This window comes from Pseudomonas sp. HN2, from assembly GCF_020736465.1.
Lineage (GTDB): Bacteria > Pseudomonadota > Gammaproteobacteria > Pseudomonadales > Pseudomonadaceae > Aquipseudomonas > Aquipseudomonas moraviensis_A.
Map to the genome: position 1 here is coordinate 357,012 of NZ_CP085885.1, position 14,333 is coordinate 371,344.

A 14,333-nucleotide genomic window follows, 5' to 3' on the forward strand; every position below is an offset into this window, starting at 1 on the left:
CCGACATGATCAAACGCCTGCTTGTTGTTCTCGCCAGCGCCTCATTGTTGTTCATCAGCAATGCCCGGGCGCAAAACAGTCCCGACACCGATCTGGTGCTGCTCACCGAAAACTTCCCGCCGTACAACATGGCGAAGAACGGCAAGAATTTCGCTCAGGGCGAAAACATCAACGGCATTGCCACCGACATCGTTCGCGAGATGTTCCAGCGCGCCGGCCTAACGTACAGTCTGACCCTGCGTTTCCCTTGGGAGCGTGTCTACAAACTCGCGCTGGAAAATCCCGGTTATGGGGCCTTCGTCATGGCGCGCCTGCCCGATCGCGAAAGACTGTTCAAATGGGTCGGACCGATCGGTCCCGATGACTGGATCCTGCTGGCCAAGGCTGACAGCAAGATCACCCTTGAAACCCTCAACGATGCACGCAAATACAAGATCGGTGCCTACAAGGGCGACGCGATTGCCGAGACGCTGACCAAGCAAGGCCTCAAGCCGGTGGTGGTGCTGCGCGATCAGGACAATGCGAAGAAACTGCTCAACGGCCAGATCGATCTGTGGGCCACGGGTGATCCTGCCGGCCGTTATCTGGCCCGGCAGGATGGCGTGACTGGCCTGAAGACTGTGCTGCGCTTCAACAGCGCCGAGTTGTACCTGGCGCTGAACAAGGATGTGCCGGATACAGTCGTTGCCAGGTTGCAGGCTGCGCTTGATCAGATGCGCAAGGACGGTGTTGTCGACGAGATCATGGGACGCTATCTGTAACCACTGGCAACTCTGTGCTTGCCGGCAACGCTGCGACTTCGTTATCCGCTTCGTGATCGACTGTCGCGCTTTGCGTGTGCGAGGCCTCAGCAGGCAGGTCTGTCGCGTTCGGTTGCGGTGGTGTGTACACGCTGAAGTGCAGGTTCCTGCCATCGGTGTAGCTGACGGTGCTGCCGATCTGTGTGCCGTCCGCGCGAAGCAGCTTATAGTCACTTTGAGTCAGATACACCGCCATCGAGCTGTTGCCGGCGACGATAGCCGCGACATCGATGGGTGCCGGGTTGAGCCATTCGTTCGAGTGTGTTTCACAGTGGGTAAAGTCATTGTTCAACCGCGCCGAAAACAGAAAGGGTTGCGACAGGTTGCTTTGCCACTGTGCGCCGAACTCGATCAAAGTGGCATTGCTGAACAGGCGCAGTCGGTTGTTTTGCTGCAGGCGGGGTGCGACCCAGCGCACAGTCTTGTTGTTGTTTTCCGTGTTGTGGCAATGGCCAACGAGCTGATAGTGATCCGTGCGCTGAAGCAGATACTCAGGTGACTGATGGAACTGTTGGCGTCGGGTGAGCTGTGGGTCTTTTACGATGAACCATGGCAGTCGAGCGCTGTAAGCAGGTTGCTCGGGCGCCTGCAGGGTGGCTGGTGTTACATCGACAAGGACTGGCGCGGCGGGGCGCGCATTGACGTCAATCACAATCGGGATACGCAGGGAATAAAGGTTGAAATTGGCGGGTTTGGAATAACCGTTGACGCCGACGAAGGTGCCTGGCGCCAGATGGATTTCATCCGCAGGCGCCGAAGGCGGAATGGCACTCCACGTGCTGATGCTTTGTCGGGCCCCACTGCCCTTGTCTGTCCACACCGGTACGTTGAGGCCAGAAGCAATCAAGAGGTCGGCACGGACGCAACGGACAGCATTCAAGGAAGGCTTTCCGTGACCGTCGGAGCAAACCGAACCGAGCGCTACGTACCCTTGCGGAGGAATGGGTCGCCAGATCGCCCCGTCCTTTTTCGAACCTGAACCTGTGTCTTGCCAGATCAGTTCGTAGTCGTCAGGCCGGCGCAACGCGCTGCCTTTTGCGGGGTCTGCACTGGGTGTCGCCGCTTCGCAAACCACGGCCACCGCATGCCTGTCATTAATGTTGTCATGGTCATCAATCGCCACGTCGCCCAACGGGAAATAACCCGGCAGCACATCGGCTGGTGGCGTGGGCCGCCAGAAGGCCGCCGGTTTCACTCGGGAGCCAACGGTGTCCCAGATGCGCAGAAACTCCGTCGTGAAGCTGATCAGCAAGTTGTCGTTTCGGATGGGTTGCATTTGCCCGGTTGGCAAAGCGGCAGTCTCATGAGTAGGCATTGCAATTCCTGATAGTTGTAAGGCGACGCAAGGGCGTCGCGACCTGTTGCAGGTCGCACTATCGGAGACGGGGACGGTTATCGGGTGGTAACTATGTATGTGCCAGCGTCACAGGGTTTTACCGGTAGACGCCGTCCTTGCCATGGCCGGCCATAGCGCGGTTGCTGCGTACGCTGATCATCTGCCGGATATCGATCCAGTCGATGCCCTGCGCTTTGAGCTTGGGCAACTCGCGCTCCAGTACCGCCAGGGTCTGCGGGTACGGATGGCCGATCATCACCGCCGAACCCTGTTTGTGCGCCAAGGCGATCGCGGTCTGTAGCTGGGTGGCAATGGCCGCTTCGGTGCGCTCGTCATCGAGAAACACATCTCGGGAAACGCTGGCCAGATCGATCTTCTGCGCCTGCTGCGCCGCCACGGTCTGCGCACTGGTGCGGCTGTCAACGAAGAATTTGTGACGACGCTGCAACTCACCCATCAACCACGCCATCGCCACCGGTTGCGCGGTCATGCGGCTGCCCATGTGGTTATTGATGCCGGCGGTGAACGGGACTTTTTCGAACGCGGCATTCAGACGTTTCTGCAGTTCTTCGATGGGCAGTTCGGGGTGCCAGGCGTAGGGGCCGGTGGCCGGATCCATCGGCATGTGCAGAATGACGATCTTCCCGGCGCGATGGGCTTCGCGCGCAAACTCGGTGGCGTGCGGGGTATCGGGCATGATCGCCGCTGTGACCGGACCGGGCAAGGCGAGCACGCGACGATCCCGAGGCAGGTTCTGCCCCAGGTCGTCGATGATCAGCGTCAGGTAGGCTTTGTGCGGCGAGGAGCTGGCGGGCTCTGCTTGCGCAAAACCCGCCAGACAGCACAACAGAATGCAAAGTGAACGCAGCAACATCCTCAACGGCCGGAGGTGATGCTCAGGCCTTTGAGCAGGCTCAGGGCCTGGGCCAACTGGTAATCGTCATCCTGCGGCATCGCTTTGGCCTTGCCAGCCGAACCACTCGGCTTGTCGGCGCCGCCGTTGCCGTTGCCCAGGTGACCTTGCAGGTCCGCTTCCTTGAAGTACTCGCTGTCGGCTTCGTTGGTGATCTTCGCGCGGCGCACTTCAATGTCCGGGACGATGCCCTGGGCCTGAATCGAGCGGCCATTGGGCGTGAAGTACAGCGCGGTGGTGATCTTCAGCGCGCGATCATTGTTCAGCGGCAGAACGGTTTGCACCGAGCCCTTGCCGAAGCTGGTGGTGCCCATGACCACGGCGCGTTTCTGGTCCTGCAGGGCGCCGGCGACGATTTCCGAAGCCGAGGCGCTGCCACCGTTGATCAGCACCACCATCGGTACCGCTTCGCTTTCATCCTTGCCGGTGGCGGAGAAGCGCAGCTCGGAATTGGCGATGCGCCCCTTGGTGTAGACGATCAGGCCCTTGGTGATGAAATGGTCGACCACTTCAACCGCCGATTGCAGCACGCCGCCCGGGTTGTTGCGCAGGTCGAGAATGATGCCGTTGAGCTTCTTGCCGTTGTCCTTGCGCAGCTTGGCCAGCGCCTTGGAGACTTCTTCGCCGGTCTTGACCTGGAACTGGGTAATGCGGATGTAGCCGTAGCCCGATTCCAGCAACTGCGCCTTGACGCTCTTCACCTGAATCACCGCACGCGCCAGGGTCACGTCGAATGGCGTGCCGCCGTCGCGAACCAGAGTCAGGGTGATTTTCTGGCCGATCTTGCCGCGCATCTTGTCGACGGCTTCGGTCATGGTCTGGCCGCGGGTTGGCTGGCCGTTGATCTTGACGATGAAGTCACCGGCCTGAATGCCGGCCTTGGATGCCGGGGTGTCATCGATTGGCGAGACGACCTTGATGAAGCCGTCTTCAGCACCGACTTCGATGCCCAGGCCGCCGAACTCACCGCTGGTGCTTTCCTGCAGTTCGGTGAAGTCTTCCGGGCCAAGGTAGGCCGAGTGCGGATCGAGGTTGCTGAGCATGCCCTTGATCGCGTTTTCCAGCAGGGTCTTGTCGTCCACAGGTTCGACGTACGCGGCTTTGATCCGGTCCATGACCTCGGCGAAGGTGCGCAACTCTTCCAGCGGCAACGGCGCCTTGGCGGTCGCGGCAGTGCCTGCCGGAGCGACGGTCGGGGCCGGTTGCGCGGCGAACGCCAGAGGCGCGCCGATCACCAGGGCGATCGTCAGGGCCAGCGAGGTAAGGCGGGACAAATGCAGCATGTCGAACGAACTCCTGAATTAGGTAACGTGCTTATCCTTGCGCACGACACCATTGCGCCGGATCACTCGGGTGACCCTGCTGACGAATTGCGAAATACAGCGCTGGCGTGTCCTGACCGCCACTGTTACCGACAGTGGAAATCGACTCGCCAGCCTTGACCACATCACCCGCCGACTTGAGCAGCGTCTGGTTGTGACCGTAAAGACTCAGAAAACCGTTGCCGTGATCGAGGATCACCAGCAACCCGGCACCGCGCAGCCAGTCGGCAAACACCACGCGCCCACCATGTACGGCATGCACCTGGCTGCCGGCGGAGGCGCTGATCATCACGCCATCCCACTTGGTGCGGGCATCGTCGCCGCGGCTTTCACCGAAGCGTGCGAGTAATCGACCATCAACCGGCCACGGAAGTTTTCCCCGGGTTGCGCCAAAAGGCCCGCCAAACGTTTCGCCGCTGCTCGATACCAGCGCGCCGGGGCTTGATCTGACGGGTTTTCGTGGGGCGTCGCTGTTTTCAGCCTGCGCCTCACGCAAACGCTTTTTTTCCGCTTCCTGCTGGGCGATCAGCGCTTTCTGCCGCGCTTCTTCTGCCTCACGAGCCTGACGGGCGAGGGTTTCTTCAATGGTTTTAAGGACTTTAGACAGGTCTGCCTGATCCTGCTCGCGGGCGGCCAGTTTCTGGTCGCGGGCCTTCACGTCGTCATTGAGTCTGGCGAGAACCTGCTGACGCTCCTTGCGGACTTTTTCGAGTGCTTCGCGCTGGGTGTCGAGGTCGCTTTTCTGTACCAGCAACTGCGCCTGCTGCAGACCGATGTCTTTTTCGACATTGGCCAGTTGGCGCAGGGTTTCGTTGAAGTTCTTCAACTGCTCCAGGCGTGCCTGGCTCAGGTAGTCGTAATAGGTGAGGGTGCGGGCGAATTTCTCGGGATTCTGCTGGTTGAGCAGCAGCTTGAGGTATTCCTGGCGACCGTTCTGATAGGCCGCTCGGGCCTGAATGGCGATCAGTCGCTGCTGTTCAGTGCGCGCGCTCTGGAGTTTTTTTTTCTCTGCATCGAGCCGCTGCAGCTCGGATTCGCTTTTCTGCAGTTCTTTCTGCAGCGCATCGACCTGTTTCTGCAGCTTGCCCATCTCGGTTTCAGTGCCCTTGAGCTCCTTCTGCACGCCGGACTTTTCTTCCTGCAGCTTGCCCAGGAGCTTCTTCAACTCGGCAATATCCTGACGCGTGGCGTCCAACTGCTGTTGGGTTTGCGCGCGCTCGTCGGCGAAGGCCGGCTGGAGCAGACAGGTCAGAGCAAGGGCGATCAGGACGCGAAGCATAGGGGCGGGCGGCACCAGGGTAAGGGACGGCCTAGTATGCCCGCCCGAGGCTGCAAAAAAAACGCCCAATTGGGGCTGTGTGATAACTGGACAGGAAAACACCGCAAACCAGTGTAGGAGTGAGCCTGCTCGCGATGACGTACTCACATTCAACAGAGGAATTGACTGTCAGATGGCTATCGCGAGCAGGCTCACTCCTACAGGGTTTTGCGGTGTTTTCTGGATTCTGGTCAGACGAGGATCGAAGTCCCGGTCATCTCCGCCGGTTTTTCCAGACCCAGCAGCATCAGCATGGTCGGTGCCACGTCCGCCAGCACGCCGCCTTCGCGCACCTTCAGGTTGCGTTTGCCGACATAGATGAACGGCACCGGCTCGGTGGTATGCGCGGTGTGCGCTTGGTGGGTTTCTTCATCGGCCATTTTTTCGACGTTGCCGTGGTCGGCAGTGATCAAGGCTTCGCCGCCGACTTTTTCCAGCGCTTCAACGATGCGACCGACGCAGGTGTCCAGGCACTCGACCGCTTTCACCGCGGCGTCGAACACACCGCTGTGGCCGACCATGTCGCCGTTGGCGTAGTTGACGATAATCACGTCGTAACGCTCATTTTCGATAGCGTCGACGATGCGGTCGGTGACTTCAGGCGCGCTCATTTCCGGCTGCAAATCGTAAGTAGCGACTTTCGGCGACGGGATCAGGATGCGCTCTTCGCCCGGGAACGGTTCTTCGCGACCGCCGGAGAAGAAGAAGGTCACGTGGGCGTATTTCTCGGTTTCGGCGATGCGCAGTTGGGTCTTGCCGTTTTTCGCCAGGTAATCGCCGAGAACGTTTTCCAGGCTGCCGGCGGCGAAGGCCGATGGTGCCGGAATGCTGGCAGCGTACTGGGTCAGCATGACGAAACCGGCCAGCTTCGGCTGACGGGCGCGCTCGAATTCCTTGAAATCGTCTTCGACGAACACCCGGGTCAGCTCGCGGGCGCGGTCGGCACGGAAGTTCATGAACACCACGGCATCGCCGTCTTCGACCTTCACCGGCTCGCCGATGGAAGTGGCTTTGACGAATTCGTCGCTTTCGCCACGGGCATAGGCGGCTTCGAGGCCTTCCTGAGCGGTGGCGGCGTTGAACTCGCCGTTGCCGTCGACGATCAGGTTGTAGGCCTGAGCGACACGGTCCCAACGGTTGTCACGGTCCATGGCGAAGTAGCGGCCGATGATGCTGGCGATACGGCCCTTGCCGAGTGCCTGGAAAGTCGCGTCGAGCAGTTCGATCGACGAAGCAGCGCTTTTTGGCGGTGTGTCACGACCATCAAGGAAGGCATGCAGGTAGATTTTTTCCGCGCCGCGCTTGAAGGCGAGTTCGGCCATGGCGATCAGATGGTCCTGGTGGCTGTGCACGCCGCCATCGGACAGCAGGCCCATGAAGTGCACGGCTTTGCCGGCGGCTACGGCTTTATCCACAGCGGCGCAGATAGTCGGGTTCTCGAAGAACTCGCCGTCGCGGATCGCTTTGGTCACACGGGTGAAGTCCTGATACACCACGCGCCCGGCGCCGAGGTTCATGTGGCCGACTTCGGAGTTGCCCATCTGCCCGTCCGGCAGACCGACGTCCATGCCACTGCCCGAGATCAAGCCGTTCGGCACGGTAGCCCACAGACGATCCAGCACAGGTTTCTTCGCCGCGAACACGGCATTGGATTCGGGGCTGTCGCTGTGACCGAAGCCGTCGAGAATCATCAGGACCAAAGGTTTGGGCGTAGTCGTCATGGAATCCACTCGTGGCTGATAAAGAAGAGGGCGATGGAAAACGGAGTTGGAGTTTAAAGCGAAGTTCCGACCGCGTCACCGCCGGACGGGGTTTGGCCGACCATAGTGGCTGTGTATACTGGCCGACATTTTAACGCCCTGGAACCTCCTTCGATGGTTGCTCACCTGATTGAATTTGCCACTAACCACTACATTCTTGTCGGTATCTTCGTCGTACTGCTGGCTCTGTTGCTGGCACACACGATGCAGGGCGGCGGTAAAAGCCTGAGCACCGGCGAGCTGACCGCACTGGTCAATAAAGATGCAGGCGTGGTGGTGGACATCCGTCCGGCCAAGGATTATGCCGCTGGCCACATCGTTGGCGCGGTGAACATCCCTCAAGACAAACTGGCGGCCCGCGTCGGCGAGCTGGAAAAGCACAAGGCCAAGACCATCATTCTGGTCGATGCCCTCGGTCAGACCGCCGGCACCCACGCCCGCGAGCTGATGAAATCCGGCTTCACCGCCGCCAAACTGTCCGGCGGGATTTCCAGCTGGAAGGGCGACAACCTGCCGCTGGTGAAATGACATGAACAAAGTCATCGTCTACTCCAGCGACTACTGCCCTTACTGCTCGCGCGCCAAGCACCTGCTCGCCAGCAAAGGTGTGGCCTTCGAAGAGATCAAGGTCGATGGCAAGCCGCAGCTGCGTGCCGAAATGACCCAGAAAGCCGGGCGCACGTCCGTGCCGCAGATCTGGATCGGCGCAAAGCACATCGGCGGTTGTGATGATTTGTATGCTTTGGAGCGCGCCGGCAAGCTCGACGCGCTGCTCAAGGCCTGAACGGCTGCACCCACGTACAGCACTCCCTAAAAGACCCAAGATCGATAAGGATCTGAGATGACTGACCAACAGAACACTGCAGCCAGCGAAGAAGAAACCGCACCGCAATTCTCCTTGCAGCGCATCTACGTACGCGACCTGTCCTTCGAAGCCCCGAAAAGCCCGGCAATCTTTCGCCAGCAGTGGGATCCGGCGGTCGGTCTGGACCTGAACACGCGTCAGAAAGCACTGGAAGGCGACTTCTACGAAGTGGTGCTGACCCTGTCGGTGACCGTGAAGAACGGTGAAGAAGTAGCGTTCATTGCTGAAGTGCAGCAGGCCGGTATTTTCCTGATCAAGAACCTCGACGCGGCTTCGATGAGCCACACCCTCGGTGCGTTCTGCCCGAACATCCTGTTCCCGTACGCCCGCGAAACCCTGGACAGCCTGGTCACCCGTGGTTCGTTCCCGGCGCTGATGCTGGCCCCGGTCAACTTCGATGCTCTGTACGCGCAAGAGCTGCAGCGCATGCAGGAAAGCGGCGAGACGCCGACCGTTCAGTAAGACGGTTCAGCGACACCCCATGTGGGAGCGAGCCTGCTCGCGAAAGCGGTCTGTCAGACACATCAATGTTGCCTGACACGCCGTAATCGCGAGCAGGCTCGCTCCCACATTTGTTTTATGGCGTTACTTGAAATCGTTCTGGCGCCACGCTTCGTACACGGCGACCGCCACGGTGTTGGACAGGTTCAGGCTGCGGCAGCCTTCGCGCATCGGCAGGCGCAGGCGCTGGTCGGCAGGCAGGGCGTCGAGCACATCCGCCGGCAGCCCACGACTTTCCGGGCCGAACAGAAACGCATCGCCGGGCACGAATGCGGCATCATGGAAAGGCCGCGAACCCTTGGTGGTAAACGCGAACAATCGCGGGTTGCCCAGGCTTTCCAGGCAACTGGCCAGGTCTGCATGACGTTGCAGCGTGGCATATTCGTGGTAGTCGAGACCGGCGCGGCGCAAGCGCTTGTCGTCCATCTCGAAGCCCAGCGGTTCGATCAAATGCAGGTGGCAGCCGCTGTTGGCGCACAGCCTGATAACGTTGCCGGTATTCGGCGGAATTTCTGGTTGAAAAAGGATGACGTGAAACATGCACGGCTCCGAAGGTAAAGATGAGCGGCATTCTACGCCGCCTGTGGACAACCGTTCGAAACTATTCCCGCGAGTCATCGGTTCGCTGGCGATTGTCGGGTTGATGATCGGTTTGATGATCGGCCGCCTGACGACGCCGGATCCGAGCGTGTTGCAGCAGGTAGAAGTGACCGATAGCGGTTTGGTGGTTTGGTTCAACAACGAGCCGAAGCTGCACGGTGAGATCATCGATGGCACGGTGGCGTTGTTGTTTCAGGCCGAAGGTCCGGCGCAGAAAGGCCAGCTCAAGCTCAATGGCAAGGACGTCAACTGGCGCGTTCGTAAAAGTGACGGTGGGTTATTGTTGACGGTACTGGCAGCGCGGCCGCTGCAGGGCAATTGGCTCGGCAGTGAGGCCGATGACCGCTGGCGGCTGGAGATTCGTTTGCAAACGAACTGATTGAAATCCTGCCGTCCTCCTCGAGACCCCTACGCTTCCTGACGTCGTTTCCCACTGCGCCTGTCTGGTTTTCCACTCTCCTTGAAATGCTTGCACACGCTATCGTGCGATCCTCTTCAAACCGGCAGGATGCCGAAAGCCTTCGCCCCTTGCACGACTGCCAGGGGCGACCTTTTCAAGGATGAACAACATGCCAGTAAAACCACCTACCGGTGGCAGCACCCCCGTGAAAGTGGATGCATCGACCAGCCCGACCCGACCGGCCGAGGTGGGCACACCGCTCCCCGGCCCATCGGGCCGTAGAGATTTTGGTTCAGGACTCTCCCTCGATGACCTGCGGCCGCGCCCGGGTTCGTCCAGCGCTGTTGACGCAGATGCCGCTGGCACGACCCCGGCGGTCATTATTCACGCGGCCCCTGTTGAAACGCGTTTGCTTGCGCCTGGACCGGCGCTGGACGATTACGTAATCAATGCCCGGGCAATTCTTCCAGAAGTCAACAGTGAAGGTTTAACGGTATTCAAGAAGCGCACCTACGCTGAAGTGGCCGATGGCGAATTTGTGCTTGTCGCCGTGGATCCGGAGACGGGACTGCATCGAGCCCGGCGGCCAAGCGATCTGCTTCCAGGCCCGGTAATGCTGCGTGATGCCGCTAGCGGTTTTTGGTACCCGCGTACGGTCGTTGAGCCAGCCACCCGAGCGCAGGTCCGAAGTTATCTTCCGGAAATGAGCGATCAACACGCGGATGATTTTATCGCCCGGTACGATGACAAGGACGTAGCGGAGCTTGAGCTCAAGCGGATTCAGCTTGGGCTTGCGCAACTGGGCAGCGAAAACGTCTGGTTCCCGCACTTTCAGTCTCGCGAGGCCTGGGGTAGTGAAAAACAGGCGGCGATTGACATGTGGGGCACGTTACGCCAGTTGTACAAGTGGCAAGGTCAGCCTGATCTGCGGGTCTATCGTGATGGGCAGCTGTCGGGGTACAAGCTGGATATGAATCTCATGCTCTGGCCAGTCGAGAGGCTGCATTCATTGAAATTCAAAGCAGTCGTCGAGCTTTCTTTAAGAGGAAATGCGCGGCTGAATCCTGAGGTGTTTTTTGCGCAGTTTCCCAACATTGAAAGCCTGACGGTAACAAGCGCGCAGTTTGCCACCGGGCTACATGCCTGGAACAACGCTGCTGGGCGTTATCAGTTTCAGATACTTCAATCACGACTCGAGATAAATTCGCGCTTTGCGACGCTATTGAACGGCCTGTCCCGTTTACGAGTGCTGAGCCTGCAGGATTGCAACTTTCCCGCACGGTTTTCGGTGAGCGGCATGACCCAATTGCAAGTGTTGAGGCTTGGGAACACATATGGCATGGCAGATCTTGCTGGCGTGGTGGCCGGGTTGCCCAGTCCTTCGCGCTTACAGGTGCTTGACCTGCATAAGAATAATTCTTTGCTGGTGGCGCCTGACATTACCCGGATGACCGAATTGCGTGTGCTGGATCTGACAGGAACCGGAATAAACCGTCTCCCTGGCGGGCTTGGTGCAGATAACGCGCGGTCAAGACTGGAAGTATTGAGACTTGGTGACAATGCGCTGTCGGTCGCACCATCACTCAAAGCAATGACTGCACTACAGGAGCTGGATCTTTCCAATGCAAGGTTGGACAGTTTCCCGGAGGGCATCACCAGCGAGATTCCCGCGAAAGTGTTGAACCTGGCGAACAACCGCATTACGTCGATTCCCGAATCCGTTGAACTCAGAGCCGGCTTCAATCTCATCGGCAATCCAATAACGGATCCGGCTTCGCTCCGCCGGCTGATACATGCACGTATCAAAACAGGCACCGATATCTGGCTGGGAGTTGAAAGTAATGATCGCTCGGCAAACCTTTGGCTGCGCAATGTGCCGCCGGGGAAAGAATTAACTGAAAAATTGGAGCTCTGGGACACCTTCGGTTCTCGGCCCGGCCTGCTGGACGCGATCCGGAGATTGAGTCGTACACCCGAATTTCATGTCGAGCATCCGCTAACGCAACGGCGCGTCTGGTGGTTCCTGAAAATCTACCGTGGGCGCGGCGCTGGCGAGCAGGCACGGCTCGACGACATTTTGCTCCATGAAACCAGCCCAGGAAAAATGCTGGACAGGCTGGAAGCCGAGATCCGGGAATATGACTCGGGGCGGCAAAATCCGCCTCTGCATCATTTGCCCAAGCGTCCGAGGCTTGATCCGGCAATCGGTTTCGACGAGCAATAAACAATAACGGCGTTTCATGGATATCGGCAGGATGCCAAAACTTTCGTCCCTTGCACGAATGCCAGGGGCGACTTTTTCAAGGACGAAAAACATGCCAATAAAACCACCTACCGGTGGCAGCGCCCCCGTGAAAGTAGATGCATCGATCAGCCCGACCCGACCGGCTGACGCGGACGCTCCGCTCCCAGGCCCATCGGGCCGTAGAGGTTCCGGTTCAGGGCTTTTCCCCGAAAATCCGCAGCCGCGAGCCGGGGGATCCAGTTCTACAGACATTGATGCCGTCCACCCGGCGCCGGCCGTCGTCGTTCACGCAGTTCCCACCGAGAGGCGTGTCCCCGTACCTCAGTCGTCGCTGGATCATTACGTAATCTCCGCCAAGGCGATACTTCCGCAAGCCAACGAAGAAGGTTTAAGGGTTTTTAACAATCGCACCTACGCTTAAGTGGCCGATGGCGAATTTGTTCTTGTCGCAGTGGATCAGAAAACCGGATTGCATCGGGCTCGACGGCCAAGCGAGCTGCTTCCAGGTCCGGTGATGTTGCGCGACGTCGATACCGGCCTCTGGCATCAGCGTGAGGTCGTTGAGCCGACCACCCGCGCGCAGGTCAAAAAGACGCTTGCGGAAGCGACTGACGAGGACGCGGATGCCTTCATCGCTCGATTCGATGACAAGGACGTGGCAGAGCTTGAACTCAAGCGTATTCAGCTTGGGCTTCCTCAGCTGGACAGCAAACACATCAGCATCCCGCAACATCAGAATCACGTTGTACAGTCCCATGAGGTAACTGAGGCGTTTGCCATGTGGGGCACGCTACGCCAGTTGTACAAATGGCAAGGTCAGCCTGATCAGCGGGTCTATCGCGATGGGCGGCTATCGGGTTTTAAGCTGGATATCAATCTCACGCTATGGCCAGTCGATAAGCTGCTTTCATTGAAGTTCAACTCAGTCGTTTCTCTTACGTTAAGAGGCAATGCGCCTCTGAACTCGGAGGTGTTTTTTGCGCAGTTTCCCAACATTGAAAGTCTGACGGTAACAAGCCAGATAATTACAAGAAGAACCTTCGGGGCCTCTATGTATGAGTTTGCTTACTCAAGATTCAATATGGACTCGCGCTTTGCCGAGCAATTGACAAGACTCCCGCGTTTAAGAGAACTCAGCCTGCAGGATTGTGAGTTGCCGGCAGGGTTTTCGGTGCGCGGCATGACCGAATTGCAGGTGTTGAGGCTTGGTAACACATCGGGGAGGACAGATCTTGTTGCCGGGGTGAATGCTTTGCCCGGTCCGTTGCGCTTTCGGGTACCTGATCAACACCTGAACGATTTTTTGCTAACGGATCCTGACGTTACCGGGATGACTGAGTTACGTGTGCTGGATCTGACAGGAACCGGAATAAGCCGAATCCCTTTCGGGCTTGATGCCGGCAATGGACCGTCGAGGCTGGAAGTATTGAAGCTTGGCGACAATGCGCTTTCTGTCGCACCCTCTCTCAAAGCAATGACTGCGTTACAGGAGCTGGATCTTTCCAATGCAAGGTTAGACAGTTTCCCGGAGGGCATCACCAGCGAGATTCCCGCGAAAGTGTTGAACCTGGCGAACAACCGCATTACGTCGATTCCCGAATCCGTTGAACTCAGAGCCGGCTTCAATCTCATCGGCAATCCAATAACGGATCCGGCTTCGCTCCGCCGGCTGATACATGCACGTATCACAACAGGCACCGATATCTGGCTGGGAGTTGAAAGTAATGATCGCTCGGCAAATCTGTGGCTGCGCAACGTGCCGCCATTGGAGTTATCCGAAAAGCTGAAGCTCTGGGACAGTTTCGGCGGAGCAGCAAGTGACGTGCTCAATGGGATCCGGAAGCTGAGTCGTACACCTGAGTTTCACGTTGAACATCCACTTTTGCAGCGGCGGGTGTGGTGGTTTCTGGATATCTATACGAAGGCTGAGCCAAGCGAACAGGCAAGGATGAAGGGCATTCTGATCAATGAACCCAGCCCCGGAAAAATGCTGGACAGGCTCGAAGCACAAATACGGGAATATGACTCGGGGCGGCAGAACCAGCCCCTGCACCATTTACCCAAACGTCCAAAGCTTGATTAGAGCCGGGCTGGGCACCTCGGCTGGCGGTGTAAAAGCGGGAATCCCTGACCTGCCTGTATCAGGGTTCCCAAAAGGATGGACTTCGCTGTTGGCGGCGGTCCGGTGTAAAGAGGGAACCCCCGGCCTGCCTGTACCAAGGATCCCAAAAGGGTGGGCTCGCCGCTTTGTGCCGTGAGCCCGGTGTAAAGAG

13 protein-coding genes are annotated in these 14,333 nt (G+C 58.6%); 7 read left to right on the forward strand and 6 right to left on the reverse strand.

What is annotated here, in order from left to right:
* Positions 1-5: 5 nt before the first annotated feature.
* The gene (locus tag LIS66_RS01590; RefSeq protein ID WP_042608639.1) at positions 6-761 is read left to right on the forward strand and encodes a substrate-binding periplasmic protein; all 756 of its coding nucleotides are present in this window, start codon (positions 6-8) and stop codon (positions 759-761) included.
* Here LIS66_RS01590 and LIS66_RS01595 read toward each other — a convergent pair.
* The 5 genes from LIS66_RS01595 to gpmI form a co-directional block, all read right to left on the reverse strand.
* Positions 742-2,115 carry a Vps62-related protein gene (locus LIS66_RS01595; RefSeq protein ID WP_227973475.1) on the reverse strand — a complete coding sequence of 458 codons (1,374 nt, stop codon included), beginning with the start codon at positions 2,113-2,115 and terminating at the stop codon, positions 742-744. The two genes, LIS66_RS01590 and LIS66_RS01595, sit on opposite strands and share 20 nt — an antisense overlap.
* A gap of 118 nt (positions 2,116-2,233) precedes the next feature.
* A complete protein-coding gene (locus LIS66_RS01600; RefSeq protein ID WP_042608641.1) occupies positions 2,234-3,010 on the reverse strand; it encodes a divergent polysaccharide deacetylase family protein in 777 nt (258 codons plus the stop codon).
* A 2-nt stretch (positions 3,011-3,012) separates the two neighbouring features.
* Entirely contained in the window at positions 3,013-4,332 is a 1,320-nt protein-coding gene (locus LIS66_RS01605) for a S41 family peptidase (protein ID WP_042608642.1), read from the reverse strand.
* Between the two features lie 31 nt (positions 4,333-4,363).
* Positions 4,364-5,650 carry a murein hydrolase activator EnvC family protein gene (locus LIS66_RS01610; protein WP_083354001.1) on the reverse strand — a complete coding sequence of 429 codons (1,287 nt, stop codon included), beginning with the start codon at positions 5,648-5,650 and terminating at the stop codon, positions 4,364-4,366.
* A gap of 230 nt (positions 5,651-5,880) precedes the next feature.
* On the reverse strand, positions 5,881-7,410 hold the full coding sequence (gene gpmI, locus LIS66_RS01615) for a 2,3-bisphosphoglycerate-independent phosphoglycerate mutase (protein WP_227973476.1): 1,530 nt from the start codon (positions 7,408-7,410) through the stop codon (positions 5,881-5,883).
* 153 nt (positions 7,411-7,563) lie between these two features.
* Between gpmI and LIS66_RS01620 the strand changes: the two genes are divergently transcribed.
* Genes LIS66_RS01620 through secB form a run of 3 tightly spaced genes read left to right on the forward strand, consistent with a single transcriptional unit; the run spans position 7,564 to position 8,776 of the window.
* Positions 7,564-7,977, forward strand: a complete 414-nt coding sequence (locus LIS66_RS01620) for a rhodanese-like domain-containing protein (protein ID WP_016772116.1) — start codon at positions 7,564-7,566, stop codon at positions 7,975-7,977.
* A 1-nt stretch (position 7,978) separates the two neighbouring features.
* Positions 7,979-8,233 (forward strand): glutaredoxin 3, encoded by a 255-nt coding sequence (gene grxC, locus LIS66_RS01625; RefSeq protein ID WP_042608645.1) that lies wholly within the window; start codon positions 7,979-7,981, stop codon positions 8,231-8,233.
* Between the two features lie 57 nt (positions 8,234-8,290).
* Positions 8,291-8,776 carry a protein-export chaperone SecB gene (gene secB / locus LIS66_RS01630; protein WP_016772114.1) on the forward strand — a complete coding sequence of 162 codons (486 nt, stop codon included), beginning with the start codon at positions 8,291-8,293 and terminating at the stop codon, positions 8,774-8,776.
* A gap of 123 nt (positions 8,777-8,899) precedes the next feature.
* Here the strand turns inward: secB and trmL are convergent, their stop codons facing one another.
* Entirely contained in the window at positions 8,900-9,355 is a 456-nt protein-coding gene (trmL, locus tag LIS66_RS01635; RefSeq protein WP_065615411.1) for a tRNA (uridine(34)/cytosine(34)/5-carboxymethylaminomethyluridine(34)-2'-O)-methyltransferase TrmL, read from the reverse strand.
* Here trmL and LIS66_RS01640 point away from each other — a divergent pair.
* The 3 genes from LIS66_RS01640 (at position 9,354) to LIS66_RS01650 (ending at position 14,143) form a co-directional block, all read left to right on the forward strand.
* Complete coding sequence (locus tag LIS66_RS01640; protein WP_227973477.1) at positions 9,354-9,794, forward strand: hypothetical protein; 441 nt, start codon at positions 9,354-9,356, stop codon at positions 9,792-9,794. The two genes, trmL and LIS66_RS01640, sit on opposite strands and share 2 nt — an antisense overlap.
* A 190-nt stretch (positions 9,795-9,984) precedes the next feature.
* Positions 9,985-12,039 carry a leucine-rich repeat domain-containing protein gene (locus LIS66_RS01645; RefSeq protein ID WP_227973478.1) on the forward strand — a complete coding sequence of 685 codons (2,055 nt, stop codon included), beginning with the start codon at positions 9,985-9,987 and terminating at the stop codon, positions 12,037-12,039.
* A gap of 535 nt (positions 12,040-12,574) precedes the next feature.
* Entirely contained in the window at positions 12,575-14,143 is a 1,569-nt protein-coding gene (locus LIS66_RS01650; protein WP_227973479.1) for a leucine-rich repeat domain-containing protein, read from the forward strand.
* Positions 14,144-14,333 lie beyond the last annotated feature (190 nt).

Coding starts and splice junctions, on each gene's coding strand:
- trmL (WP_065615411.1), bottom strand. CDS start 9,355: ATGTTTCACGTCATCCTTTTTCAACCAGAAATTCCGCCGAATACCGGC.
- LIS66_RS01610 (WP_083354001.1), bottom strand. CDS start 5,650: ATGCTTCGCGTCCTGATCGCCCTTGCTCTGACCTGTCTGCTCCAGCCG.
- grxC (WP_042608645.1), top strand. CDS start 7,979: ATGAACAAAGTCATCGTCTACTCCAGCGACTACTGCCCTTACTGCTCG.
- LIS66_RS01650 (WP_227973479.1), top strand. CDS start 12,575: ATGTTGCGCGACGTCGATACCGGCCTCTGGCATCAGCGTGAGGTCGTT.
- LIS66_RS01595 (WP_227973475.1), bottom strand. CDS start 2,115: ATGCCTACTCATGAGACTGCCGCTTTGCCAACCGGGCAAATGCAACCC.
- LIS66_RS01640 (WP_227973477.1), top strand. CDS start 9,354: ATGCACGGCTCCGAAGGTAAAGATGAGCGGCATTCTACGCCGCCTGTG.
- LIS66_RS01645 (WP_227973478.1), top strand. CDS start 9,985: ATGCCAGTAAAACCACCTACCGGTGGCAGCACCCCCGTGAAAGTGGAT.
- secB (WP_016772114.1), top strand. CDS start 8,291: ATGACTGACCAACAGAACACTGCAGCCAGCGAAGAAGAAACCGCACCG.
- gpmI (WP_227973476.1), bottom strand. CDS start 7,410: ATGACGACTACGCCCAAACCTTTGGTCCTGATGATTCTCGACGGCTTC.
- LIS66_RS01590 (WP_042608639.1), top strand. CDS start 6: ATGATCAAACGCCTGCTTGTTGTTCTCGCCAGCGCCTCATTGTTGTTC.
- LIS66_RS01605 (WP_042608642.1), bottom strand. CDS start 4,332: ATGCTGCATTTGTCCCGCCTTACCTCGCTGGCCCTGACGATCGCCCTG.
- LIS66_RS01600 (WP_042608641.1), bottom strand. CDS start 3,010: ATGTTGCTGCGTTCACTTTGCATTCTGTTGTGCTGTCTGGCGGGTTTT.
- LIS66_RS01620 (WP_016772116.1), top strand. CDS start 7,564: ATGGTTGCTCACCTGATTGAATTTGCCACTAACCACTACATTCTTGTC.